At 42.6% G+C, this 26,599-nt stretch carries 25 protein-coding genes; 9 read left to right on the top strand and 16 right to left on the bottom strand.

Features of this window, described 5'->3' with window-relative positions:
- Nucleotides 1-123: 123 nt before the first annotated feature.
- The 10 genes from pfkA to NQ508_RS01295 all read right to left on the bottom strand — a co-directional run bounded on the left by pfkA (nt 124) and on the right by NQ508_RS01295 (nt 11,007).
- Entirely contained in the window at nt 124-1,104 is a 981-nt protein-coding gene (pfkA, locus tag NQ508_RS01340; protein ID WP_006426915.1) for a 6-phosphofructokinase, read from the bottom strand.
- Nucleotides 1,105-1,184: 80 nt separating this feature from the next.
- On the bottom strand, nt 1,185-4,661 hold the full coding sequence (locus NQ508_RS01335) for a DNA polymerase III subunit alpha (RefSeq protein ID WP_006426916.1): 3,477 nt from the start codon (nt 4,659-4,661) through the stop codon (nt 1,185-1,187).
- 84 nt (nt 4,662-4,745) lie between these two features.
- Entirely contained in the window at nt 4,746-4,994 is a 249-nt protein-coding gene (locus NQ508_RS01330) for a hypothetical protein (RefSeq protein WP_006426917.1), read from the bottom strand.
- Nucleotides 4,995-5,043: 49 nt separating this feature from the next.
- A complete protein-coding gene (locus NQ508_RS01325) occupies nt 5,044-5,883 on the bottom strand; it encodes a CvfB family protein (RefSeq protein WP_044919764.1) in 840 nt (279 codons plus the stop codon).
- A gap of 79 nt (nt 5,884-5,962) precedes the next feature.
- On the bottom strand, nt 5,963-6,682 hold the full coding sequence (locus NQ508_RS01320; protein WP_044919669.1) for an acyl-[acyl-carrier-protein] thioesterase: 720 nt from the start codon (nt 6,680-6,682) through the stop codon (nt 5,963-5,965).
- A 1-nt stretch (nt 6,683) separates the two neighbouring features.
- Nucleotides 6,684-7,334, bottom strand: coding sequence for a stage II sporulation protein R (gene spoIIR / locus NQ508_RS01315; RefSeq protein WP_022415440.1), 651 nt, complete (start codon nt 7,332-7,334; stop codon nt 6,684-6,686).
- Between the two features lie 86 nt (nt 7,335-7,420).
- A complete protein-coding gene (locus tag NQ508_RS01310; protein WP_006426921.1) occupies nt 7,421-8,098 on the bottom strand; it encodes a GntR family transcriptional regulator in 678 nt (225 codons plus the stop codon).
- Between the two features lie 2 nt (nt 8,099-8,100).
- Nucleotides 8,101-8,976 (bottom strand): 4-(cytidine 5'-diphospho)-2-C-methyl-D-erythritol kinase, encoded by an 876-nt coding sequence (gene ispE, locus NQ508_RS01305; RefSeq protein WP_006426922.1) that lies wholly within the window; start codon nt 8,974-8,976, stop codon nt 8,101-8,103.
- Between the two features lie 35 nt (nt 8,977-9,011).
- Complete coding sequence (locus NQ508_RS01300; protein WP_044919671.1) at nt 9,012-10,568, bottom strand: DUF3794 and LysM peptidoglycan-binding domain-containing protein; 1,557 nt, start codon at nt 10,566-10,568, stop codon at nt 9,012-9,014.
- A 19-nt stretch (nt 10,569-10,587) separates the two neighbouring features.
- On the bottom strand, nt 10,588-11,007 hold the full coding sequence (locus NQ508_RS01295) for a protease complex subunit PrcB family protein (RefSeq protein ID WP_006426924.1): 420 nt from the start codon (nt 11,005-11,007) through the stop codon (nt 10,588-10,590).
- A 185-nt stretch (nt 11,008-11,192) separates the two neighbouring features.
- On the opposite strand from NQ508_RS01295, the gene NQ508_RS01290 reads away from it, so the two are divergent.
- The 5 genes from NQ508_RS01290 (at nt 11,193) to NQ508_RS01270 (ending at nt 16,792) form a co-directional block, all read left to right on the top strand.
- The gene (locus NQ508_RS01290) at nt 11,193-11,927 is read left to right on the top strand and encodes a lysophospholipid acyltransferase family protein (RefSeq protein ID WP_006426925.1); all 735 of its coding nucleotides are present in this window, start codon (nt 11,193-11,195) and stop codon (nt 11,925-11,927) included.
- A 104-nt stretch (nt 11,928-12,031) separates the two neighbouring features.
- Nucleotides 12,032-13,486, top strand: coding sequence for a nicotinate phosphoribosyltransferase (locus tag NQ508_RS01285; protein WP_006426926.1), 1,455 nt, complete (start codon nt 12,032-12,034; stop codon nt 13,484-13,486).
- A gap of 17 nt (nt 13,487-13,503) precedes the next feature.
- Complete coding sequence (locus NQ508_RS01280) at nt 13,504-14,568, top strand: D-alanine--D-alanine ligase family protein (protein ID WP_006426927.1); 1,065 nt, start codon at nt 13,504-13,506, stop codon at nt 14,566-14,568.
- A 15-nt stretch (nt 14,569-14,583) separates the two neighbouring features.
- Nucleotides 14,584-15,954: a UDP-N-acetylmuramoyl-tripeptide--D-alanyl-D-alanine ligase gene (locus NQ508_RS01275; RefSeq protein ID WP_006426928.1), complete on the top strand. Its 1,371-nt coding sequence runs from the start codon at nt 14,584-14,586 to the stop codon at nt 15,952-15,954.
- A gap of 19 nt (nt 15,955-15,973) precedes the next feature.
- Complete coding sequence (locus tag NQ508_RS01270) at nt 15,974-16,792, top strand: Cof-type HAD-IIB family hydrolase (RefSeq protein WP_006426929.1); 819 nt, start codon at nt 15,974-15,976, stop codon at nt 16,790-16,792.
- 151 nt (nt 16,793-16,943) lie between these two features.
- Here NQ508_RS01270 and NQ508_RS01265 read toward each other — a convergent pair whose 3' ends face one another.
- Complete coding sequence (locus tag NQ508_RS01265) at nt 16,944-17,891, bottom strand: radical SAM protein (RefSeq protein ID WP_006426069.1); 948 nt, start codon at nt 17,889-17,891, stop codon at nt 16,944-16,946.
- Nucleotides 17,892-18,145: 254 nt separating this feature from the next.
- On the opposite strand from NQ508_RS01265, the gene NQ508_RS01260 reads away from it, so the two are divergent.
- The 4 genes from NQ508_RS01260 to NQ508_RS01245 all read left to right on the top strand — a co-directional run bounded on the left by NQ508_RS01260 (nt 18,146) and on the right by NQ508_RS01245 (nt 21,762).
- Nucleotides 18,146-19,033 carry a DegV family protein gene (locus NQ508_RS01260; protein WP_006426930.1) on the top strand — a complete coding sequence of 296 codons (888 nt, stop codon included), beginning with the start codon at nt 18,146-18,148 and terminating at the stop codon, nt 19,031-19,033.
- Between the two features lie 70 nt (nt 19,034-19,103).
- The gene (locus NQ508_RS01255; protein ID WP_006426931.1) at nt 19,104-19,982 is read left to right on the top strand and encodes a DegV family protein; all 879 of its coding nucleotides are present in this window, start codon (nt 19,104-19,106) and stop codon (nt 19,980-19,982) included.
- 200 nt (nt 19,983-20,182) lie between these two features.
- Nucleotides 20,183-20,869, top strand: a complete 687-nt coding sequence (locus NQ508_RS01250; protein WP_006426932.1) for a helix-turn-helix domain-containing protein — start codon at nt 20,183-20,185, stop codon at nt 20,867-20,869.
- A complete protein-coding gene (locus NQ508_RS01245; RefSeq protein ID WP_226851847.1) occupies nt 20,869-21,762 on the top strand; it encodes an IS3 family transposase in 894 nt (297 codons plus the stop codon). Before NQ508_RS01250 ends, NQ508_RS01245 begins: the two co-directional genes overlap by 1 nt.
- A 108-nt stretch (nt 21,763-21,870) precedes the next feature.
- On the opposite strand, the gene NQ508_RS01240 is transcribed toward NQ508_RS01245, so the two are convergent.
- The 5 genes from NQ508_RS01240 to NQ508_RS01220 all read right to left on the bottom strand — a co-directional run bounded on the left by NQ508_RS01240 (nt 21,871) and on the right by NQ508_RS01220 (nt 26,545).
- A complete protein-coding gene (locus tag NQ508_RS01240) occupies nt 21,871-23,367 on the bottom strand; it encodes an alanine/glycine:cation symporter family protein (protein WP_006426934.1) in 1,497 nt (498 codons plus the stop codon).
- Between the two features lie 211 nt (nt 23,368-23,578).
- Complete coding sequence (locus tag NQ508_RS01235; RefSeq protein ID WP_006426935.1) at nt 23,579-24,544, bottom strand: DMT family transporter; 966 nt, start codon at nt 24,542-24,544, stop codon at nt 23,579-23,581.
- Between the two features lie 49 nt (nt 24,545-24,593).
- Nucleotides 24,594-24,965, bottom strand: coding sequence for a P-loop NTPase family protein (locus NQ508_RS14045; RefSeq protein ID WP_006426936.1), 372 nt, complete (start codon nt 24,963-24,965; stop codon nt 24,594-24,596).
- A 195-nt stretch (nt 24,966-25,160) separates the two neighbouring features.
- A complete protein-coding gene (locus NQ508_RS01225) occupies nt 25,161-25,904 on the bottom strand; it encodes an amino acid ABC transporter ATP-binding protein (RefSeq protein WP_334290489.1) in 744 nt (247 codons plus the stop codon).
- Complete coding sequence (locus tag NQ508_RS01220) at nt 25,901-26,545, bottom strand: amino acid ABC transporter permease (RefSeq protein WP_006426938.1); 645 nt, start codon at nt 26,543-26,545, stop codon at nt 25,901-25,903. The genes NQ508_RS01225 and NQ508_RS01220 overlap by 4 nt, the downstream gene beginning before the upstream one ends.
- Nucleotides 26,546-26,599: the final 54 nt, after the last annotated feature.

The following is a 26,599-nucleotide window of genomic DNA, read 5'->3' as shown; positions in this document are numbered from 1 at the left end:
TTGTACCGTCTTGGACGTGCATTTTCAAGAGATTTTATGTCGAAACCTCCCTTGTATACTTTGCTATAAAAAAAGTTACCTGCCATAAAACAGATAACTTTTTATTCTTTATTCCGGTTTTAATTACAGAGCCAGCTCTTTTGCAATCTCATACTGGTAAGCAGGAATTCCTTTTGTCATTCCAAGTGCTTCATCAATATCGAAGTCTACATACTCACCATGTTTGTAACCTACAACACGGTTTGTCTTTCCTTCAAGCAGAAGATCTACGGCTTTTGCTCCCATGATAGAAGCGTATACTCTGTCTTTACATGTCGGGCTTCCACCACGCTGCATGTGTCCGAGAATCGTTGCTCTTGTCTCCATACCGGTTGCTTCTTCAATTCTCTTAGCCATGTTTATAGAATCTCCAACACCCTCTGCATTGATGATGATGTAGTTCTTCTTTCCACGTTTTCTTGATTCCTGAATATCAGCAATGATCTTATCTTCGTCATAATCATGCTCTTCAGGCATCAGGATCTTCTCAGCTCCGTTAGCAATACCGCACCACAGTGCAAGGTATCCTGCATCTCTACCCATAACCTCGATGATAGAGCATCTCTCATGAGAAGTTGATGTATCACGTACTTTGTCAATAGCCTGCATAGCTGTATTAACGGCTGTATCGAATCCGATTGTATATTCCGTACAGGCAATATCCAGATCGATCGTTCCCGGAAGTCCGATTGTATTGATTCCGAAGTTAGCAAGTTTCTGAGCTCCGGCAAATGATCCGTCACCACCGATGACTACCAGACCATCAATACCATATTTTTTGCAGATAGCTGCTGCTTTCTGCTGACCTTCCTCTGTACGCATCTCTGCACAACGGGCTGTCTGAAGAATTGTACCTCCGCGCTCAATTGTATCGGATACGTCTCTGGCTGACAGATCGATAATTTCCTCGTTTAAAAGTCCCTGATATCCTCTTCTGATGCCTCTTACCTTCAGTCCTTTACCAAGTGCTGTACGAACAACGGCACGGATTGCTGCGTTCATTCCAGGGGCATCTCCACCACTTGTCAATACACCTATTGTACGAATTACTTTTTTGTCTGCCATGATTCATTCCTCCATTGTATTAGTTTGTTCCAATTATCTTCTAACCATTATCATTTCTCTCCGATGATATTGTACATGAATTAGTGCACGCTTTCAATGGGTTTTTCTATAACTTTTACACAACTTTCACCCAGATAATTCGTCAATCTGCTCAACAATACCTCATCTGCGGTCACATTCCAGCCCTTTGCCAGGCGTTTTACCGCTTTTTCCTTCCTGCAATAGATGATAACTTCATCCATTCCTTCAGATACTTTCAGAATGTCCTGAAGCATTCCTTCCTGCTGAAGATAAGTCGCTTTATCCGGATATTGAAGCCATAGTTCCTTCTTCGTCTGTTCAAACGGGATCACCTGCTCACAGATCAGTTTACTTGGTGCATCATCTTCTTCGGATACCCTTCCCTTTATAAATACTTTGGCTTCTTCATTCAGATACATCTGATTTTTTTCAAAATCTCTCGGAAAGATCACAACTTCGACTGATCCCACCAGATCTTCCAGTGTAATAAATGCCATAACTTTATTGGTCTTGGTATATTTGATCGTCTTATTGGTGATCATGCCGCCGACGATCTCTTTTGCACCGTCATGTACCTTTGTCCTTCCCGTCTCATCATCTATCTGGAAATCTAATGTCGTTCTGGAAATGTTCTTCTTCCATTTTTCCTCATAATCCTCCAGCGGATGACCGCTTAAGTACACACCCAGCACTTCTTTTTCAAATGCAAGCTTTGTCTCTTTCTCGTACTCTCCTACATCCGGAAGTGGAATGTCGAATTCCGATTTCTGGTCATCACTTACGATGTCAAATAATGAAAGCTGTCCGGTCATGGAGTATTTCCGCTCACGGTTCACCTGATCCAGGATCTGTACATAAACTACCATAAACTGCTTTCTTGTACCACCCAGACTGTCAAATGCTCCGGATTTGATAAAGCTTTCGATCGTACGCTTATTGACTTCTTTTCCCGACAGACGTTCGATAAAGTCTTTCAGGTTGCTGAATTCTCCTCCATTTTTTCGTTCCTGGATAATCGACTCGATCACTGGCTTTCCGATACTCTTGATCGCCGCCAGACCATAACGGATATTGCCGCCGTCAACGGAGAAGCTTCCTTCTCCTTTATTAATATCCGGTGGAAGGATCTTAATTCCCATCTGTCTGCAACTGTAAATGTACTCTGATACTTTTCCCGGATTGTCGATCACGGAAGTCATAAGTGCTGCCATGAATTCCACCGGATAGTAATATTTTAACCAGGCAGTCTGATATGATACCACCGCATAGGCTGCCGCATGTGATTTGTTAAATGCATATTTGGCAAAATCGATCATTTCATCATAAATCTTATTCGCCGTCTTCTCGTCGATTCCGTTGGCGATACAGCCCGGCACGCCTTCGTCCGGATTACCATATACGAAATTCTGGCGCTCTTTCTGCATGACATCGCCCTTTTTCTTCGACATCGCTCTTCGCAGAAGATCGCTTCGTCCAAGCGTATATCCAGCCAGATCACGCACGATCTGCATAACCTGTTCCTGATATACGATACATCCATAAGTCGGTGCCAGGATCGGCTCTAACTGCGGGCAGTCATAAGTGATGCTATCCGGATTGTTCTTTCCCTTGATGTACTGCGGGATGAAATCCATCGGTCCCGGACGGTATAAGGAGATACCGGCAATGATATCCTCCAGATTCTGCGGTTTCAGTTCCTTCATGAAGTTCTTCATTCCGGCACTTTCAAGCTGGAATACGCCATCGGTCTTTCCTGTTCCGATAGACGCCAGAACTGCTTTATCATCATAATCGATTTTATTAATGTCTATTGTCTTACCGCTGCTGATGCTTGCCAGACGCTCTGCATCCTGTATAACAGTCAGGGTACGCAGACCTAGGAAATCCATTTTCAGAAGCCCCAGTTCTTCCAGTGTTGTCATCGTAAACTGTGTTGTCACTGAGCCGTCCGATCCAAGAGACAATGGCACGAATTCTTCGATCGCACGCTGACCGATCACAACTCCCGCTGCATGCATGGACGTATGTCTCGGAAGACCTTCCAGTCTTCTCGACATATCGATCAGTTCCTTAACCTGTTCATCTTCCTGATACAGTTTCTTGAATTCCGGATTCATCTTCAGTGCCTTATCAAGCGTAATATTCAGCTCTGTCGGCACCATCTTTGCAATGCTGTCTACAAATGCATACGGAAGGTCCATGACACGTCCTACGTCACGGATGACTCCACGTGCTGCCATCGTACCGAAAGTTACGATCTGTACTACCCGGTCTGCGCCGTATTTTCTTCCTACATAATCAATGACTTCCTGGCGTCTCTCAAAGCAGAAGTCCACGTCGATATCGGGCATGGATACACGTTCCGGATTCAGGAAACGTTCGAACAGAAGCTGATATTTGATCGGGTCGATACTTGTAATTCCCAGACAGTACGATACGATACTTCCGGCCGCCGAACCTCGCCCCGGTCCGACCTTGATCCCCTGTGTTCTTGCATAATTAATGAAATCCCACACGATCAGGAAGTAATCTACATATCCCATGGATTTGATGACCGACAATTCGTATTCCAGACGTTCTTTCAACGAATCATCCCCGTCCGGATACCGTTCTTTCAATCCGTCAAAACAAAGTTTATTCAGATATTCCCAGGAAGTATATCCTTCCGGCACATCATATTTCGGCAGTTTGGTGACACCGAATTCAATCTCTACATTACAGCGGTCTGCAATCTTCTGCGTGTTCTCCAACGCCTGCAGTGCATATGGAAATAACTGCTTCATCTCTTCTTCGGACTTAATATAATACTGGCCGCCTTCGTAGCGCATACGATCTTCATCTGCCAGCTTTTTACCCGTCTGGATGCATAACAGAATGTCATGCGGTTTTACGTCTTCTGCGTAAGTATAATGCACGTCATTCGTCGCAACCAGTTCGATCCCTGTCTCCTGTGACATACGAAGCAGTGACTGGTTCACGATCTGCTGTTCCTGCATTCCGTGATCCTGTAATTCCAGGAAGAAATTTCCTTTTCCGAAAATGTCCTGATACCTTAGTGCTGCTGCCTTTCCTTCTTCATACATGCCGCGCAGGATATTCTTCTGTACCTCACCGGCCAGACACGCACTGAGCGCAATGATTCCTTCATGGAATTCCTGCAGCACTTCCAGGTCTACTCTTGGTTTATAATAATAGCCTTCCGTAAATCCTCTGGACACGATCTTCATCAGATTATGGTATCCCAGATCATTTTCCGCCAGAAGCACCAGATGATAATAACGGTCATCCCCGCTTCCTACAGCTTCTTTATCGAATCTCGATCCCGGTGCAACATAGACTTCGCATCCGAGGATCGGCTTAATCCCTGCTGCTCTTGCCGCACGGTAAAAATCGATCACACCATACATGACACCATGATCCGTGATCGCCACGCTGTTCATCCCGAGTTCTTTTACCCTGGCTACACACTCTTTGATTTTATTTGAGCCATCCAACAGGCTGTACTCTGTATGGACGTGGAGATGTGCAAAGCTCATAGCTTTCTCCTTTCCTGATTCTATCCACAATGATAAAAAAAGGTGCCCCCTCAGGGAACACCCTTTCAAACATCACTGTTCGTCTTAATCTTCTTTTCCACTTCCAAGAAGCATGAATTTTACAAGTTTATCGATATCCTCTGGCTCATGAGCAACGATTTCCAGTTCCGGAATCTCTCCGTTAGAGAAAATGTTTGCCATAGATACATACTGAGATAATTTTGACTTTAAGTTCAGTCTGTCACCTTCGCCTGTTACAAGTTCAACTTTTCCTTCACAAGAATCAACTACTTTGAAAAATCCTTCGATATCTGTAATGTTCTGTACTTTCATTTCTCATTCTCCTTTTTAATCATCTTATTCTTATCACTTTTATTATACCTTATTTCTTTTTCATTTCAATATTCTTTTCAGAAATTTTTATATGTCCTTCTTTAAGAAGTCTTCCAACGGCACGTTTGAATGCATTTTTACTTAATCCGAATTCCTGTTTGATTACTTCCGGATCTGCTTTATCGTTAAATGGAAGCTTTCCACCGTATTCTTCCATACGTTTCATGATCATCGCCGCATCGGCATCCATCTGAAGAAATGCTTTCTCTCTGACACTTAAGTCAAGCTTTCCGTCTTCTCTTACTTTCAGGACTCTGGCGGATACACGGTCTCCGACTCTTAACCTGCCAAATGCTTCTCTCTTCGGGATCAGTGCACTGTAGCAGTCATCTACTGCCACGAACACTCCGAAGTTATCACTCGTCTCGTAAATGATTCCTTCTACATGATCATCCTTTTTATATGGAGAATCTGTACGAAGCTTTTCGTATACTTTCATTGTCGCACAAAGTCTTCCGGACTTGTCCACATACAGTGCGACAAGCACTTCATCACCTTTTTTTACTTTTGCAGTCTGTTCTTTGAACGGAAGCAGAAGGTCTTTTTCCAGTCCCCAGTCAAGGAACGCCCCGATTCTTCCGGTATCTGCAACTTTCAATACTGCCAGTTCATCTAACGTGATCTTTGGCTCCTGCGTTGTTGCGATCAGACGGTCAGACGAATCTTTATACAAAAATACTTCTACAGGATCTCCGACTTCTACATCTTTTGGTACCTGTTTTTTCGGAAGCAGGACTTTGTCATCTTTATTACCAAGATATACCCCGAACTCTACTTCTTTAACGATCATCAATCTTCTTTTCTTTCCTAAATAATCTGTTAATCCCATATTTTTCCTCTCTGTTTCCTTTTCTCTTTTTCCAAAGTGTATATGTTTTCTTATTGTATCAGCATCCATATAAGAATGTCTATGCAAACTTAAATTCGATCACTGCATACGGTCTGGCCTTTTCATTGCAAAGCTCTATAACCGTTCTGTCCTCTTCTATGGCAATCCTTGGATAGATCACATCACCATATACCGCTGATTTCTTATATTCCACACGCATCTGGTGCACTTCTTTATCTTTTGGCAATGATTCCAGTGCCATCTGTACATATTGGCAGTTGTTGACATGCTCATTCGTATCAATATGATATCTGCGTACCGGAAAACTTTCCAGTTCTTTCGCCTCTTTCGGAAGTGCGATTTTTCTTGATTCATATTCCATCTCATACGGATCTCCTACCCCGTATGGTGCAATCTCCGATTCTTCCGGTCTTGACGGACGTCCCTTTTCCATGTCCATATATACCCACAGCGAATTTGCATATGCTACATCTTTTCCTTCACTGTCTGTCATACAGAAATTACGTTCTCCAAACAAACCGTTAAAGTCCGTCGCCCATGTACTTGTCTGTATCTTTTCACCGATCTTCGGATAACGTTCTACCACTACCTGCCAAGATGACAGAATCCATGCCCGCTTTTTTTCGCTGCAGTGTTCGATTCCAAGTCCCAGATCTTCTGACTGGAATGTACTGCAGTCCTGAAAATAATTTACGATTCCCGGCAGGGTAATTCTTCTGGTATGATCCACTTCACTGAATCGTATTCTTCCATCTATCGTATATTGATTGTCTCTCATTTTAGTCTGACTCCTTTGCATGATCTTTTCCGAAGAAAAACCACTTTATCTTAAATTCTGAAGTGGCCGTTACCATTTCATATTCTTCTGCACTTAATGCTTCTTTCAGTTCTTTCTTTCCATCTTCATCTACCACTGCACAGGTTGCATTGGTAAAACACAGATTTGGATAAAGTACACACCACCAGTTATGTCCATTTCCCTTCCCAAGTACAATTCTCAGTGCTTCGTAATTTCCCTCGGGAAAAATGATATCTCCATACCGTTTGTCCGGAAAATAGCAGGTGGTCACCTCCGCTTTCGCCCGGTATGATACTTTCTCTTTTTTCAATATTTTATCTGCTGTATCCGTCAGTTCTTTTTTGTGGGTCAGGGTCCATGCTTTTGTCGCCTTTGCATCCCTTCTTTCGGCTCTGGTCATATGTGCTTTCATATACTTTAGAACCGCATCCCGCACTTTCAGTTTGATTTTCTGATCATTTGCACTGTCACTTTCTGCGATCACATGAAAACGGAAGACTTCTTTGGCCAGTGACTGCTGTGTATCGCTAAGTTCTGCATGTACAATTTCCATACGCCAGTTCATAATGCCCGATGTCAGTATGAACGATATCAGACAGGCTATGATCAGGCAGATCGTTTCTCGTTTCATCTATGTATCTCCTTCCTGTATACTGCATTTTTCTGATACAGGAAGTCTTGACACAGCTTATCTTATCTATACACTTTTACAGTCTTTTAATTCTGTTTTGTGCGGATCACATCAATCACAGTGGTCACCTGGTTATCAATATGTTTACACATAATATCTGTTGCCGCCTTCTTCTCACCTTTACTGATGTATTCTATGATTGCGGCATGCTCTGCGATCAGCTGTGGATGTGCTTCTTCACGTTTCAGATATTCCACACGATAACGATACATCTGTTCTCTTAAATTATTCAGAAGCTGGATCAGTTTCTGATTGTCTGTTGCCATATAGATAATGTCATGGAAACGTACATCTGCTTCAGCGATCTCTGTAATATCTTTACTCTTTAAGATCTTCTTAAAATCTTCCGCAGCTTTCTTCATCTCTTCGATCTCTTCTTTCGTGATCTTATCACATGCAAGCTGCACAGCCAGTTCTTCCAGTGCTTTTCTTACTTCCAGAACGTCCCGCATATTCTTTTCTGTGATCTCTGCTACCTCAGCTCCTTTTCTTGGAATCATCAGTACCAGGCCTTCCAGTTCCAGTTTGCGGATTGCTTCACGGATCGGGGTACGGCTTACTCCGAGTTTATTTGCAAGCTGGATCTCCATCAGTCTTTCTCCCGGTTTTAACTCTCCTCGCAAGATCGCCTGTCTCAAAGTATTGAACACGACATCTCTAAGCGGCAGATATTCATTCATATTTACTTTAAAATTCGATTCCATGCTTATTTCCTCCTTGCATTATGTATGCCTGTCACATACACCTGCTTTGCCAATTGCTTTTCTCTTATCTTTGCTGCTGCTTTTCTTGCTTTCTCTTTGCTGTCATAAATTCCAAAAACGGTCGGCCCACTGCCACTCATCATAGCATTCAGAGCTCCATGTTCTTTCATTACATTCTTGATCTGTTCAATAACCGGATATTCTTCGATCGTTACCTTTTCCAGTACATTTCCCATGCTCGAAGCAACTTTTTCGATATCATGAGCCTTCAGTCCGTCTATAATACCATCAATATCCGGATGATCCTCTATCTCATGCGAATCCAGTTTTTCATAGACCAGCTTCGTCGATACACTGATCGGCGGTTTTGCGATCAGCACATGACATTTCGGGCAGGCCGGAAGTGGTGTCAGTATCTCTCCGATTCCTTCCGCAAGAACAGTTCCCCGCATAACGCAGTACGGAACATCCGCTCCCAATGTCACTCCTCTTTCCATCAGTTCTTTCTGTGAAAGACCAAGTGAAAACATACGGTTAATCCCGAACAGAACTGCCGCTGCATTCGAGCTTCCTCCTGCCATTCCTGCTGCCACCGGTATGTGTTTATCAAGGGTGATCTTTACACCCTCTTTTACGTCGAACTCTTTCATCAGAAGGTCTGCTGCCTGATATGCCAGGTTATTCTCATTCACCGGCAGATAAAAAAGATTCGTCGACAACTCTATTCCCGGCTTTTTCGTCTTTTCTATCCGGATCTGGTCGTACAGGTACACTGTCTGCATCACCATACGTACATCGTGATATCCGTTCTCTCTCCGCCCCAGAACATCCAGACCCAGATTGATCTTTCCAAGTGCCTTCAATTCCATTTTATCCATTCTATTTATCTCCTTACATTTTGTATACAATGTGCTTATAGTATACTCAAATTTTGCTTAAAAATCAATATTTTATCGCCTTTATTTACATCTTCTTTTTCCATATGATTCACTTCTTTTATATTTTCCACAGTCGTATTATATTTTTTCGCCAGATTCCACAATGTATCCCCGTTTTTCACAAAATATCCCACAATGCCGGGTCTGTTTTCCAGCTCCTCGGTACTCATCGGGGTGAACTTTGCGGATTCAATATTTTGCACCATAACAGGCTCTTTCTGGAAACAGTTGAATGCCAGCACAGCCTTTACTTCCACCTCTCCGTTTCCCATAAGTCCTACGGAAAGCTGCTCAACTGTCCAGTCCAGTTCTTCTGCTTCAGGTTCTCCGCCCCCATTCTCTAAAAGATATGTAAACGGCACCATTCCCTGCCATACACCAAACGGCATCTGATCATCTTCCCTGACATACAAAAACATCAGATGAAGAACACCTTCGATATGGATTCCATCTTCTTCTGCTTTCGTAGATTCCGGCTGTATCTTTCCTTTACAGTAACAGATCTGAAGAATATTGTCTTTTAGTTCCGGAAGTGTCAGTTCTTCGGCGATCCTGCATTTTGAATGGTTCTGAAGCTTTAAGCGGAAGCACTTCTTTTCTTTTATATCCGGAACGCAGACATGATCCAGCATATACATATCTTCAAGAATCTGGATTTTTTCTTCTTCATATACAACAAGACGTACTTCCAGTGTCGCCTCTATACCAAGAATACGCATTTCCCCGTTTTCATCCATGCGGGCTTCAACATTCACATCTGTAAGATTCAGACTGGCCTGATGATACATTCCCGGCACAGTCCCCATACATTCTATCCTTCCCTCATATGGAACCGTCCTGTTTATCCAGTCTGTCTTTTCTTCCACACTTTCATAGAGGCAGAATATATTCAGTTCTCCTTGTATCAGGAGTTCATCCGTTCCAATCTGTGTATCTGCTTTTCCGCCTGTCACATCCGTCCAAAGAATCGTACCGATATTCTCTTTTGTCCCGCTAAGAGACACCTCTTCTTTAATCCGGTACGTATCCTTTCCTGTTGCAAATACCTTCAGAAGTTCTTCTTCTTTTGTCTTTTTAAATACAGGATTTTCTCCTTCTATATCTGTTGTGAGCTCTTCTCCCACACATTTTTCCATTCCGATCGTAATCTCTGCAAGTGTCTTGATATTCAGTTTTCTTGAATGGATTACCGTTACCGTAAGATCAACATCTGCTGTCTTTAGTACCAGATTTCCATCCGGCTCCTGCTCAAGATAGATCATTTCTTCAAATGGAATCCTTCCTTCCAGGCTTGCAGGCTCCGGTATCGTTTCATCTGCAGTATACAAAACTCTGAATTCCAGTTTGCCTGTCACTTTCAGATAATTTTCTACCTGTTTCATCTCTTCCACCTGTAATGTCCCGTCACTTATTATAATCCTGCCTACGTCCTTCTTTGCATCCGGAACATTATAATCATCATCAATATAGAACTGGTCATTTACCGTCTTTCCGTTCTGAAAAGTACGGATCTCCTTTTTTAAATACTCCATTGACACTTCCTGCCTCCTCTTATTCATATATGATCTGTTTATCCGTATATGGTATCTTTATGACAATATATGGATATGTCTTTTTCTTATGCGTCTTTTCTTTCTTCTGTGGCCCGAGAAGTGTTGTACGTACGACCACTGTATGTTCCGTCTCATAACACTCATTCACTTCGATGCTGTATCCTGTCGTTTCCTGCCGTCCGTATCCTTTTACTATATAAAGGTATCTGCCTTCATTCCCCGTATCTGCATAACTGATCCACATCTCCGACTTTTCGGCTTCTGCAATCTCTTCTTTTAATTTTTCGGGGATTTCTTCTTTCTTTACGATCTCATATTCTATCTCTCCTGTTTTCTGTTCTTTTAACGTGCCAAAACTACAGCCGGTAAACAGCAACATCACTGCGACGGCTGCCGCGGTCCATCTTCTTTTTTTCATGCTGCCCTTCTTTCTGACACTTCTATTTTCTCTTTACTATCTTACACACTATGGGTGTAAAAAATGCCGGATTTATGCTATCATAGAAAATACACAGAGAACCTGGCAGCCATTACAGAATCTTTGACAACTGGCAGTTTCTCTTGCATACTTTGGTAGCAAAATGAAAATAAAGGAGATTAATTATGATAAGACTTATTTTTGTCGCCTTATTCGTAGTTCTATTTCTGATCATCGGTATTCCGGTTCTTGGAATTGAATGGCTGATCGGCAAAGTCAGCAAAAAAACTATGGATTATTCCAGTCTGCGGCTGGTTCAGTGGGCATTTAATATGATCATTAAGCTTGCCGGTATCGAACTTACCGTGATCGGAGAGGAGAATATATCGGAAGGACCGGTTCTTTATATCGGAAATCACAGAAGCTTCTTTGACATCGTTATCACTTACGCCAGATGTAAGAATCTGACCGGTTATATTGCCAAAAAGGAGATGCTTTCTATCCCGCTTCTTCGCACATGGATGAAACGCCTCTATTGCCTCTTCCTTGACAGGGAGAATCCAAAAGAAGGACTGAAGACCATCCTGCAGGCAATCGATTATGTAAAACACGGTATTTCCATCTGCATCTTCCCGGAAGGCACCCGGAATAAAGGGGAAGAATTATCCTTACTTCCGTTCCATAACGGTTCCTTTAAGATCGCAGAAAAGACCGGCTGTCCGATCATACCGATGAGTCTTAATAACACCTGTGATATTTTCGAAGGACATTTCCCGTTCATCAAAAAGACTCATGTCATCTTAGAATATGGCAAACCGATCTATCCGAAAGAACTGGATAAAGACGAGAAAAAGCGTATCGGAGAATATTGCAGTAATATCATCAGTGAAACCATTCATAAGAATCAGGCACTTGTATAGTGCCTGGTTTTTTTCTTTTACATTTATTCCCTTAAGTGCTATAATAAAACGGTATAACTAAAAAAAGAAATGTACTGCAAACAGCAGAAAAAAGGAGTTTGAAAATGAGCAAACGAAATCTTACCTTGCTGACAGATCTGTACGAACTTACTATGATGCAAGGATATTATGAAAAAGGGCAGAACGAAAATGTCATCTTCGATGTATTTTTCCGCCAGAACCCTTGTAACAACGGATATTCTGTATGTGCAGGTCTTGATCAGGTAATCGATTATATAAAGAATTTGCATTTTACTTATGATGATGTAGACTATTTAAGAGGTCTTGGAATCTTCAAAGAAGATTTCCTTCATTATCTGAGCGGCTTCCACTTCAGCGGTGACATCTATGCCATCCCGGAGGGAACAGTCGTATTTCCGAAGGAACCTCTTCTGAAAGTGGTTGCTCCGATCATGGAAGCACAGCTTGTTGAGACGGCGATCCTGAATATCATCAATCATCAGTCTCTGATTGCAACCAAGACTTCCCGTATCGTATTCGCAGCCAATGGCGACGGTATCATGGAATTCGGCCTTCGCCGTGCCCAGGGACCGGATGCAGGATTATACGGTGCAAGAGCAGCGATGATCGGCGGATGTGTCGGTACTTCCAATGTACTTGCCGGACAGATGTTCGACGTTCCTGTTATGGGAACCCACGCGCACAGCTGGATCATGAGTTTCCCGGATGAGTACACCGCATTCAAAACTTATGCAGAGATGTATCCGGACAATTGTACACTCTTAGTTGACACTTACGATACTTTAAAATCCGGTGTTCCGAATGCCATCCGCGTATTCCAGGAATTTAAAGACGCCGGAAAACCTCTGATCAAATACGGAATCCGCCTGGACAGCGGTGACCTTGCATATTTATCAAAAGAAGCCAGAAAGATGTTAGATGAAGCCGGATTCCCGGAAGCTACCATCTGTGCTTCTAACGATCTGGACGAGTTCCTTCTCCACGATCTTAAGATGCAGGGGGCAGCCATTGATTCCTGGGGTGTCGGTACCAATCTGATCACTTCCAAGGACTGTCCTTCATTCGGAGGTGTGTACAAGCTTGCAGCCATCCAGAATGAAGAAGGCGAATTTGTTCCTAAGATAAAAATATCTGAAAATACTGAGAAGATCACCAACCCTGGCAATAAGACAATCTATCGTATCTACGAAAAAGCAAGCGGAAAGATCAAAGCTGATCTCATCTGCTTTGCCGATGAAGTCATTGATCCAAAACAGGATCTGCTTCTCTTCGATCCTATGGATACCTGGAAGAAGACTAAGCTTGCCGGTGGTACTTACAACGTACGTGAAATTCTCTTACCAATCTTCAAGAACGGCGAGTGCCTCTACAAATCTCCTACATTAAAGGAGATCGCAGCATACTGCCGTGAGGAGAAAGATACGTTATGGGACGAGACCAAGCGTCTCTTCTACCCGCACAGAGTTTACGTGGATCTTTCCCAGAAACTCTACGCTGTAAAACAATCATTACTTGATCAGATGACTATGACAGATTAAAGGAGGACTTATCGATCATGAAAATTATAGTATTAGCAGGCGGACTCAGTCCGGAAAGAGATGTATCCTTACTTTCAGGAGCCGGAATCTGTAAAACTCTCCGTGAAATGGGACATCAGGCATTCCTTCTGGATGTGTTCTTCGGCCTTCCATGCGATTCTGATAAATTAGAAGAAGTATTCGACCGCCCGGACGGCGGACTTGAGATTTCCAAAGGAATCTCTACTTCTGTACCGGATCTTGATGCACTGCGCAAGTCACGTCCGGACCAATCACCTTCCGAGATCGGACCAAATGTCATTGAACTCTGCCAGATGGCTGATATCACATTCATGGCACTTCACGGTTCCATCGGTGAAAACGGAAAACTCCAGGCAACATTCGACAACCTGGGAATCAAATATACAGGACCAAACTCTCTTGGATGTACACTGTCCATGAACAAACTGGTTACAAAACAGATCTTCAAGACCAGTGGTGTTCCGACTCCAAGAGGAACTTCCCTGACATCTAAGACAAAAGATACCCCTCTGGACGAGCTTGGTTACTATCTTCCACTGGTTGTAAAACCATGCTCTAACGGATCTAGTATCGGTGTATACATCTGCCACACAGAAGAAGAATATTACGATGCAATCCACAAATCCTTCGATGTTGACAACACAGACGAAGTTGTCATCGAACCATTTATCAAGGGCCGTGAATTCGCCTGCGGTATCCTTGCCGGAAAAGCTCTTCCGCTTGTTGAGATCGTTCCAAAGGACGGACTCTTCGACTATGCGAACAAATATCAGGCAGGCGGCGCTTCCGAGATCTGTCCTCCTGTATCTCTCGATGAAGAGACGCAAGAATTGATCCAGCGTGCCGGAGAACGTGCATTCGAAGCACTTCGCATGGATGTATATTCCCGTGCCGACTTTATCGTATCCGATGCAGACGGTGAATTCTACTGTCTGGAAATGAACGCCCTTCCTGGAATGACAGCAGCAAGCCTTCTTCCGAAAGCTGCCAAGGCTGCCGGATATGAATACAGTGAACTTTGCGAGGCTATCATTCAGGAATCTATAAAAGCCCGCTATTAAGGAGGATGAAGATCCATGAAAAATCTTTCAATTGAAAATATAACCAAGGCCTGCAGAGGTACCTTCCATGGTGATGAAAGTATCCTCAGCCAGGAAGTATCCGGCGTCGTGATCGACAGCCGGAAGGTGCAGCCTGGTTACTTATTTGTTGCCATTGACGGAGAACGTGTCAATGCACACAAATTCATCCCGGATACTGTAAAAGCCGGTGCCATGTGTGTCGTATCACACGAAGATCTCGGTGAGACGGATTTCCCTTATATCCTGGTAGAATCCACAGGCCAGGCACTGCTCGACATTGCCAAGCTTTACCGTGATTCTTTCGACATGAAGGTTGTCGGAATTACCGGAAGTGTTGGAAAGACCAGCACCAAAGAGATGATCGCATCCGTTCTGGCTCAGAAATATCACGTACACAAAACACTTGGCAACTTCAATAACGAATGGGGACTTCCAATCACCATCTTCGATATGCCGGAGGACACAGAAGTTGCGGTCCTTGAGATGGGTGTCAATCATTTCGGTGAGATGCGCCGTCTCTCTTCTGTAGCCAGTCCTGACATCTGTGTGATCACCAATATCGGTATCGCACATCTGGAATTCTTCAAGACAAGAGAGGGAATCCTTCAGGAAAAATCGCAGATGATCCAGGATATGAAGAACGGTGGTTCCATTATCCTGAATGGTGACGATGACCTGCTGTCCAAAATGAGTCCTGTCAAAGGTGTGACTCCTGTCTTCTTTGGAATGGGAGACAACTGTGCATTTCGTGCTGACAATATCGAGCCACAGGGACTTCGCGGAACTTCCTGCACCATCACATTAAAGGATGGCTCTTCTTTCGACTGTCTGGTTCCTGTACCGGGTATCCACATGGTAAGCAATGCTGTTGCAGGTGCTGCTGTCGGATACACACTGGGACTGACTGCTGATGAGATCAAGGCCGGCATCGAATCCCTGCCTTCCATCCCTGGACGTAACCACATCATCGAGACCGATCATATGATCATCTTAGATGACTGTTACAATGCCAACCCAATCTCCATGAAGGCTTCCATTGATGTCCTTAACATGGCAATCGGACGTAAGGTTGCAGTTCTTGGTAATATGGGAGAACTCGGTGACACTGCAGAGGCACTTCATGCAGAAGTCGGTACATACGCAGCCGAACAGAATGTAGACCTTGTCTGTGGAATCGGTGATCTGACACGCTCTCTGGTAGAAGAAGCGTCCAAAGGTGCGAATACAGAGGCACTCTGGTTTGCAGATAATGAAAGCTTTATCCAGGCTATACCTGACATCATCAAAGATGGAGACAATGTTCTGGTAAAAGCTTCTCACGGAATGAATTTCCCACAGATTGTTCACGCTCTGGAAGAATTATAGATTTAAGGAGAACATATTTATGGATTATCAGATTCTCGTCCTTGATCTGGACGGAACTCTTACCAACTCCAAAAAAGAAATTACACAGCCGACCCTGGAAGCTCTGATCGAGATCCAGGAGGCCGGAAAAAAAGTTGTACTCGCCAGCGGCCGCCCGACACAGGGCGTTATGCCACTGGCCGAACAGCTTCATCTGGAAGATTACGGAAGTTATATCCTTTCTTTTAACGGTGGCCGCATTACAGACTGCCGGACAAAGCAGGCAATCTACAACAAGATTCTTCCTGCTGATTGTATTCAGGGAGTCTACAAAACGGTCCGAAAATACGCCAGCCAGGGGATTGATGTCCTGACTTATACCCCGGAACATATCTTATCCGGTATTAAATCCAACCAATATACAGAACTCGAATCCCGCATCAATCAGATGCCTGTCATTGACGCAAGTGAGAACTTTCTGGACTGCGTTCCGGATGATCCGAATAAATTTCTTGTAACCGGAGATCCGGCTGTATTAGATCAGATACGCAAAGAACTAAGTAAACAGTTTCATTCTTATCTTTCGGTCTACTGTTCCGACCCTTTCTTCGTAGAAGTTATGCCAGCCGGAATCGACAAGGCGCATTCCCTGCTTAAGTTATTAACGAGTATCGGACTGACCACTGAACAGATGATCTGTTGCGGTGACGGATATAATGATCTGACGATGATTGAAACTGCCGGTCTTGGCGTGGCTATGGCAAATGCTCAGCCTGCGGTACGGGAGACGGCAGATTATATTACGAAATCGAATGATGAGGATGGGGTACTGCATGTGATTAATGAATTTATGCGGTAGCTTGTGAGTTCATGCCTTAATGATGAAAGCACAGATCATGGAGTTTTGTGAAGGCGGAAGTTTATATTTTAGATTATTAGTTTATGGCCAGTGCACAGGTCCGGCATTATGCCAATCACGACATGAGAAGCCACGATAATAAATCCAATATCTATACCCCCTCACAATCAAATTCCGGGATGAAGCTTTCTTTTGCGGCTTCTCCTTCCTGAATGAAGCCGTCTTCCATTCCAAGTTCCAGTGCGTAATCTATAACTTTTTCGTATTCTCTTTTTGTAACTTTACGGCTGAGTAGTGGATCTCCTGACACTTGCGGCATTGGGGTGTATTGATTCATGATGCTGATCAGGATCTGGTCTTGATAGGTTTCGAGCAGATATTTTATGACTGCTTTAGAGTTTTTCACATGTCCCGGAAGTACCAGATGTCTTACAATCACGCCTTTTTGTATCATACCGGTGTCTTTATCAATCTGAATGTTTCCCGTCTGATGCAGCATTTCTTTTAAGGCTGCTTTCGCATATTTCGGATAATCGGGTGCCCCGGAATATGCTGCCGCAAGTTCTGATTCCATGTATTTAAAATCCGGAAGATAGACGTCTACGTATCCATCCAGCATCCGTATCGTCTCCGGCTTTTCATAGCCGCTCGTATTGTAGACAATAGGAAGAGACAGACCTTCTTTTCTTGCCAGATCTAACGCTTCTATGATCTGCAAAACATAATGCGTCGGCGTTACGAGATTGATATTGGCCGCCCCTTTTTCCTGCAGTTCCAGGAATATTTCTGACAGTCTTTCTACCGTAATTGACTTTCCTGCTTTTGCTTCGGCTATATTATGGTTCTGACAAAAAACGCAGCCCATCGGGCAGCCGGAAAAAAATACGGCTCCTGAGCCAGCATCTCCGGATATGCAAGGTTCTTCCCACATATGCAGCGCAGCCCTTGCCACAACGATTTCCGCGGTCTCATGACATCTTCCCCACCGGCCGTTTATACGGTCTGCGTGACAATTTCTTGGGCACAGTACGCAATCTGTTAACATGCTTTTCCTTTTTTCTATTTCTATATGGTTATCTGTATCATTCTTTTTACTCATATGCTTTCCCTGTATCTTTTTTATTTTCCAGATATCCTATTACAGATATCTATTACTTCTTATACGCTTCTACTGTATTCTTTATGCAGTACTTCTAACGCATGAATATTGTACCACGAATTTCCGCAACAATTTCACCTTTTTCTCCTTCTTTCCCTTGTAAATATTGAATTTAATCTGAGAAAATGATACAATTTTTATCACTTGGAGTATAGATTAGTATTCCAGATATATTAAGGAAGGACTTGAACATTATGAGGGATTATATTATCAGCTGCTGTTCAACAGCAGATCTTACTGAAGAACATTTTAAAGCACGCGACATATCTTACATCTGTTTTCACTTTGAGCTGAATGGCAAAGAATACGCAGACGATCTTGGAAAATCTATCCCATTCGATCAATTCTATGCAGCTATGGCGGCCGGAGCCGATACGAAGACTTCACAGGTCAATGCCGAAGAATTTGAAGAATATTTCGAACCTTTCCTTAAAGCAGGAAAAGATATCCTGCATATCACACTTTCATCCGGAATTTCAGGAGTAATTAATTCTGCAATGATTGCAAAAGAGAATCTTGAAGAACGTTATCCTGACCGCAAGATCCTGATCGTAGATTCTCTCGGCGCATCTTCCGGATATGGACTTTTGATGGATAAACTTGCCGATCTTCGCGACGAGGGGAAATCTCTGGACGAGGTTTTCCGCTATGCTGAAAAGCACCGTCTCAACGTACATCACTGGTTCTTTTCTACCGATCTTACATTTTACGTAAAGGGCGGACGCATTTCCAAAACAGCAGGTGCTATCGGAGGTGTCTTAAATATCTGCCCTCTTCTTAACATGGATAATCAGGGCCGTCTGATTCCAAGATATAAGATTCGTACAAAGCGTAAAGTCATTCGCACTATTGTAGATAAGATGGCCGAATATGCCGATCACCAGACCGACTATAATGGGAAATGTTACATTTCTCACTCCGAATGCTACGAAGATGCCAGAGCAGTTGCCGATCTTGTGGAATCCCGCTTCCCATATCTGAATGGAAAAGTCGAGATCAATAACGTAGGTACGACGATTGGAAGTCATACAGGACCGGGCACAGTTGCTTTGTTCTTCTGGGGTGATACACGAACCGAATAATCATATTATAATGAAGAATATTTATTCCATAACTGATAGATAGTAAAGAGTACAAAGGAGGTTTTCACATATGAAAACAGCTGTTATGACAGATACCAACAGCGGAATTATGAAAGCAGAAGCCGACTCCATGGGAATTTTCCTGATTCCTATGCCAGTCATTATCGATGATGAGACACATTATGAGGGAATTGATCTTACAGAAGATTCTTTCTACGGAAGCCTGACCGGCGGACAGAATGTATCTACATCCCAGCCATCTCCAGGCGATCTGATGGATCTCTGGGATGATATATTAGAACAGGGTTATGATGAGATCATTCATATCCCAATGTCCAGCGGACTGAGTGCTTCTTGTTCAACCGCTATCAGCCTTTCCGATGATTATGATGGCAAAGTACAGGTTGCAGACAACCACAGAATCTCCGTTACGCAGAGAGAATCTGTCATGCATGCCAAGAAGCTTGCAGAAGCCGGAAAATCAGCAAAAGAGATCAAAGAAGTATTAGAGGCCGAAGCCTATAACTCCAGTATCTATATTGCTGTCGACACTCTTGAGTTCCTGAAAAAAGGCGGACGCGTCACCGCAGCCGGTGCTGCACTCGGAAGTGTTCTTAACATCAAGCCGATTCTCACTATCCAGGGTGGTAAGCTGGACGCATTTGCCAAGACACGCGGCATGAAGAAATGTAAGCAGAAAATGGTTGAAGCATTAAAGAATGACCGTGAGACACGATTTAAAGACGCTGACGACAAACATCTTCTCGTTGGTGCTGCCGGCTCTAACCTCACGGAAGAAGAGGCCGCAGAATGGAAACAGATGCTTGTAGAAGCATTTCCGAATTCTTATGTATACTATGATCCACTTTCATTCAGTGTAGGATGCCATATCGGACCAAAGGGATATGGAATGGGGATTAGTGTTTGTTCGAAAGATTATGATAAATAATTTGCTGTTTAATTCATCATCTTGGCTTACCCCGGTCCACAAGATAAACTTGGTATCCTGTTTCGGACTATGATTCTACGATGAAGAAGTTGTAAGGGCGTCAGCCGCTTCATGTATTAAACAAAAAAATCCCCCAGGAAATGGTATGCTACCCTCATATAGGACAATGAAATATAAAAGTCCTATATGGGGGTATTTTCATGTTCAGAAAGAGTAAGATAGAACCAGTAGAAAAAGTAAAAATAGTCGAACGCTACCTTGCAGGAGAAATTGGCATACAGCAAGCAGGAAAAGAATTGGGAGTTGATCATCATAGTATTCGAAATTGGATTTCTATTTATCAGTATGATGGACCAACTGGATTACTCAATCAACCGAAAAACAAATCTTATTCAAAAGATTTAAAAATATCTGCTATAAATGATTATCTTAACGGAGAAGGATCTCTTCAGGATATTTGCACAAAATACGGAATTCGTTCACACAGACAGCTTTCCGATTGGATTAAGGTGTATAATTCTGGTGGAATATTAAAAATATCCACTGGAGGTGCTTACATGAAAAAGGCAAAGAACACTACACTTGATGAGAGATTAAAAATAGTAACAGATTGTCTTGCAAATGATAAGAATTATGGTGCAATGGCACTCAAATATGATTGTTCCTATCAACAAGTTCGCAATTGGGTAATACGATACGAAAAGATGGGTCAAGCGGGTCTGGAAGACAGACGTGGACGTCGTATAGCTTCTCTTCCAAGCAGAACACCTGAAGAAGAGCTACGTGACAAGATAGCTGAACTGGAAAGAAGAAATCTAGACTTACAAATGGAGAATGATCTGTTAAAAAAAGTCAGAGAACTGGAAAGGAGGGGTCGCTATCTTTAATCCATCGGTTAGCCGAATATGAAGCCATCCAAAAACTATCGTCTACTAAGCATTATCCCATAGATAGACTTTGTAAATATCTTAATGTTACACGTTCTGCGTATTACCGCTGGGGAAAATATCCGAAAAGTAATAATGAACTTCGAAACGAAAGACTATCCACTGAAATCCAAAGGATTCATCACCAGCATCCAGATATGGGATACCGAAGGATTCGTGATGAATTAGATGGACATAAAGGAATTCATGTGAATGATAAACGAGTACTTCGTATTTGTAGGAAATACGATATAAAATCAAATATTAAATGGAAACCTAAGAGTTGTACCAGAGGAGACAGAAATCCTGATCACATAGCAAAAAACTATTTACACCGTGAATTTCACGCCGAAAAACCGAATGAAAAGTGGCTTACAGATGTTTCTGAATTTAAATACTACAACGGAATAGAAGTTCATAAAGTTTATCTGAGTGCTATTTTAGATTTATATGATAGAAGGATTGTTTCCTTTAAAATCAGCGATCATAATGATAATCCATTAGTTATGGACACGTTTGATGAGGCTGTTCGTCAGGAGCCAGATGCACACCCATTAGTTCATTCTGATCGAGGCTTTCAATATACAAGCGCACAGTTTTATACTAGATTAAAAAAACATCATATGAAGCAGAGTATGTCTAGAGTTGCCCACTGTATTGACAATGGACCAATGGAAGGGTTTTGGGGAATTCTAAAACGAGAAATGTATTATAAACAGCGTTTTAATGACAGAAGCTCTTTGATTACTGCGATAGCTAATTACATAGATTACTACAACAACCAACGACTTCAAAGAAAACTGCATGTAATGACACCAATGAAATATCATGAGCAATATACAAAAGCAGCATAAAATATCGCCAGCCATAGCATGGCTGACGATACAAAAATTTATTATTTTTTATTGTCCTCTTGACAGGGAGCATACCAAAACATCTCCCGGGGGCCTTTTTTTCAAGATTTATTTATCATTCTCAATATATTTCTTATTGATATCTTTCCACATCTCTTTATCAACTCCGGACCATGAGATTTTATCCGGATTGTAATATGGATCTTTCTTCGCTTTCATCTGTTCTTCGTAATCTTTATAAAGTGCGATTACCTTTGGTGATAACAGAAGCACGATCAACATATTTACCCATGTACAACTTCCAAGTGCCAGGTCTGATAAGTTCCATGCGATATCTGATTCCAGGTTACCCCAGATGAAGATCAGAACAGGCATTGCAATTCTCATGATCCATGTAACAACTTTACGTACTTTTGCTTTTGATTCACCCTGGAACAGATACATAGCTGCTGTCTCTGCTTCATAGTAGTAACTGATCAGACATGTGAATGAGAACAGTGCTAACATAATCGCAATAAATGTAGGAGCGATCTTGCCCATAACTGTCTTACATGCTAACTGTACGAAGATAACTCCGTTCGTTCCTGCTGCTGCGAGTGCAGGAAGTTCTGTAGAGCCACTTCCGACATATCCGCCTGCTGTATTAAAGCAGTCTGTTAACAGAATCATAAGTCCTGATGCAGTACAGACGATAACTGTATCAAGCCATACACCTGCTGCATTGGCCATACCCTGTTTTACCGGATGGCTTGTCTCTGCCGCTGCTGCTGTAGGAGATGCTTCACCCATACCAGATGCACTTGAGAATGTACCTCTCTTAACACCCTGCTGGATGATCACACCGATTGTTCCACCAAATACTGCATTCTTGGCAAATGCTGCTGTTACAACTGTTTTGATCAGTGCCGGTACTGCTGTAATGTTCATAACAATAATTACAACTGCTGCGATCAGATATACCGTTACCATGAATGGTACGATCATAGATGCGATCGCACTGATACGTTTTACACCACCGATAACTACTACTGCAAGAATCAATGCAATGATCAATGCACTTACCCACATCGGAATCTTGATCGCATTATGGAATCCGTCACAGATTGTATATGTAGCTGCTGCCGGCATGAATACAGAAGTTCCGATCATAAGAATCAGGGCCATAAATGTACCATATTTCTTCCATCCAAGACCTCTCTCTGCACAATAAGCTCCACCACCACGATACTGGCCGTCAATACGTGTCTTATACAGAACTGCCAGTGTACACTCTGCGAAGCATACTGCTGAGTTCGTCATACCTGCAAGGATCATCCAGAACAATGCTCCCGGACCTCCCATGTAAATTGCTACCGCAACTCCGGCTACGTTTCCTGTACCGACACGCATTGCCATAGTCGTACAGAACGAACCGAATGCCGAAATTCCCGAGTCAGAATCCTGTTTGTCAATAATTCTGCTCCACATATCCTTAAAATGTACAAACTGGAAACCATGCAGTCTGATTGTAAAATATAAACCGCTTCCTACAATCAGTACCAACATTCCTACACCCCAGATGTAACCATTCAGGAAGTTTACAATGTTGTTTAAACCGTTTAACATATTATACCCTCCGTATTCCTTTATTATTCGTTAATTTTATCACAATTATTTATGAAAATCAATATATAGATGCAATTATAGACGAATGTTTTTTGTTTTTCCTCCCAATTTTATACATTTTATTCTATTTTTATGCATTTATGCATCATTTATATTTGTTAATTAAAAGACAGTTTCTTTCATCATAGTACTGCGTTAAACAATCTTTCTCTTATTTCTTCTTTGGAAGTGACAATATGATCACACCGGCAATGATTCCGACAAATCCTGCCAGATCCATTCCGGAAAATGCCACATGCATAAAAATCACGGACATTGCTGTCGCTGTTAACGGCTCTACCGATGCGAGCAGACTTGCCTTGGAACCACCGATCAGCCGTACGCCTTCCATATAACAGCTAAAAGACATCACTGTACCGAAAATAATCACAACTACAATACAGCCAATACATTGCCAGTCCCAGGTAATATCTTCCACCAGCGTCCATGGCCGCACAAATGGTGTCAGACCGATTCCACTGATCAGCATACCCCAGCCAACCATCGGAAATGTTCCATAGATATCCATCAGATTCCCCGGAACCAGATTATAGAATATCGTTGCGACTGCCGATGAAAGACCGAATATCAATGTCGTTTTCGATACACTTAACTGAGTCAGATTACCATGTGTTGCCAGCAATACCGTTCCGCCAAATGCAAGGATCAGGGCAAGGATTTCATTTTTTCCCGGAAGTTTCCAGTTCTTAAGTGCAAGAAGTACCATAATCATTACCGGCGCCGTATACTGCAGAACAGTTGCAATTCCCGCATTGGAATCTTCCACCGCCAGATAATACGTCATCTGACATCCGGCGATACCAATCACTCCATATACCAGCATCCTGAGCACATGCCGCTTATTTTTCCAGATACGGAATATTCCGTCCTTCTGCACCATATACGCTCTGGTCAATAATATGATCCCTGCAATGATCAGACGTACATTCACGATCCACGTTGCAGTCACTCCTTTGTACTCAAATGTGTATTTTCCAAATACTCCGGCAATCCCCCACAAGAACCCTCCTGCAATGGTAAGTGCAGTTCCCCTCACTGTCTCTTTTCGTTCCAACCGCTCTGTCAGATTCTCCTGTGCCGTATTGTTTTTTGTTGTCTGTGGTTTCCCCTTTGTCATTTTCCCCTGTATTCCTCTCTTTTATCTGGTTTGTCTGTTCTATTGCATACTATGATATAAAAATCGTACGTCCCATCGAAGCAGTCATTCTGTGTGAAATAGATATCACCGTCCTGTCCTTCGAAACTTTCTTTAACGCCATTAATACATTCTGTTCTGTCTCGGCATCCAGATTAGCCGTAATTTCATCAAGCAGTAAGATAGCCGGCCCTGCAACCGCCGCTATCACCGCCACATAATCAGTTACCAGATACAGCATAACGCCAGACTGCTTTGTTCCTTTTAAAATATCTACCAGACATCCGGTCATCTTTCCTTCAAACCAGGGACCCGCAAGAAGTCCCAGATTATAGATCAGGCCCGAAATTGTCACGGCAAGCAAGACCCTCCATTCAATCTGAAAATCCTGCACGTCTTTCATTCTTTGATCTCCAGTACAACGCGCTCAAAAATAGTTGTACCATCAACTACTTGGATGTTAGTACAACTATTTTTTTCTGTCAATATAGAATTTTATTATACACAAACCGAGAAGGGCAGGTCACCCTGCCCCTCAAAAGGATAGTATATCAATATTTAGTTAAGCGTCTCTGTTATTGATTTTCTAATCTGTATTCTATGCAGTTGCCGGAAGAATACGTGACAGGAAGGTCTGTGTTCTTCTCTCTTTCGGAGCTGTAAAGATGCGTTCTGGCTTTCCTTCTTCTACTACATATCCATCAGCCATGAAGATAACTCTGTCTGCCACATCACGGGCAAATCCCATCTCATGTGTCACAACGATCATCGTCATTCCTTCTTTTGCCAGGGATTTCATAACATCCAGTACATCACCTACCAGTTCCGGATCCAGTGCGGATGTCGGTTCATCAAAAAGAAGTGCTTTCGGTTCCATTGCAAGTGCTCTTGCTATGGCAACTCGCTGCTGCTGTCCTCCGGAAAGTGTACTTGGATAGACATCTGCTTTATCTTTTAATCCGACTTTATCCAAAAGTTCCAGCGCTTTTTCATGCGCTTCTTCTTTGTTCATATGTTTGGTAAGAACCGGTGCCATCATAACATTCTCCGCAACCGTCTTTAATGGGAACAGATTGAATCTCTGAAATACCATACCAACCTCTTCACGGAATTTACGAATGTCACATTTCTTATCTAACAGGTTCTTTCCTTCGTATTCTACAATTCCTCCGGATGGACTCTCCAACTGGTTGATGCATCGAAGGAAGGTACTTTTTCCGGAACCGGATGGTCCGATGATACATACAACTTCTCCTTCCTCGATATCAAGGTTGATATCTTTTAATACTTCCAGGTTTCCGAATTTCTTTGATAAATGGCTAATTTTAATCATATCAATCACCTCATTTTTCTTTCAATCTGTTTCTGAACAATTATCAATATAGAAAGTATTATCAAGTAGAACACTGCCAATGCGGTATATGTAGGAATTGCTTTAAAGCTTAAAGCTGCATATGCCTGTGCCTGATGTGTGATCTCATTTACCGCAATGGCTGATAATAATGCCGTATCCTTTACGGATGTAATAAACTGGTTAAAGAGGGCCGGTAAGGCGGATTTGAATGCCGGAGGAATGATCAGGTGGAGCATCGTCTGTGAACTGGTAAGTCCAAGAGATGCTCCGGCTTCTTTCTGTCCCGGATCAATTCCCATCAGTGCTCCTTTGACGATCTCAGAAATAAATGCTCCGGAGTTCAATGCAATAACCCCAATTCCGACGATCGTACTGCTGATATCTACGCCGACCAATTTGGGAATTACGAAATATCCGTAAAGTGCCTGCACCATAAGTGGTGTTGCTCTGATAATCCAAATGTAAACCTCAGCGATTGCTTTTCCTACTTTATACTTAGACTGTAATAAATATCCACAGAGACTTCCGATCAGGAATCCGATACCGATACCTACTACAGCGATCAATACTGTTAGTTTTAATCCTTCAAACATCATCGGGAGTAAAACATCCAAAAATTTCATATCCATATACTATCTCTTCCTATCTGTTGTTTTTTTCGTTCATTTCAAATATAATCCATA

The sequence above is a fragment of the Dorea longicatena genome, from assembly GCF_025150085.1.
Classification (GTDB): domain Bacteria; phylum Bacillota; class Clostridia; order Lachnospirales; family Lachnospiraceae; genus Dorea_A; species Dorea_A longicatena.
Note: the sequence above shows the minus strand (reverse complement) of the source record. Positions and strands in the feature narration are given on the sequence as shown.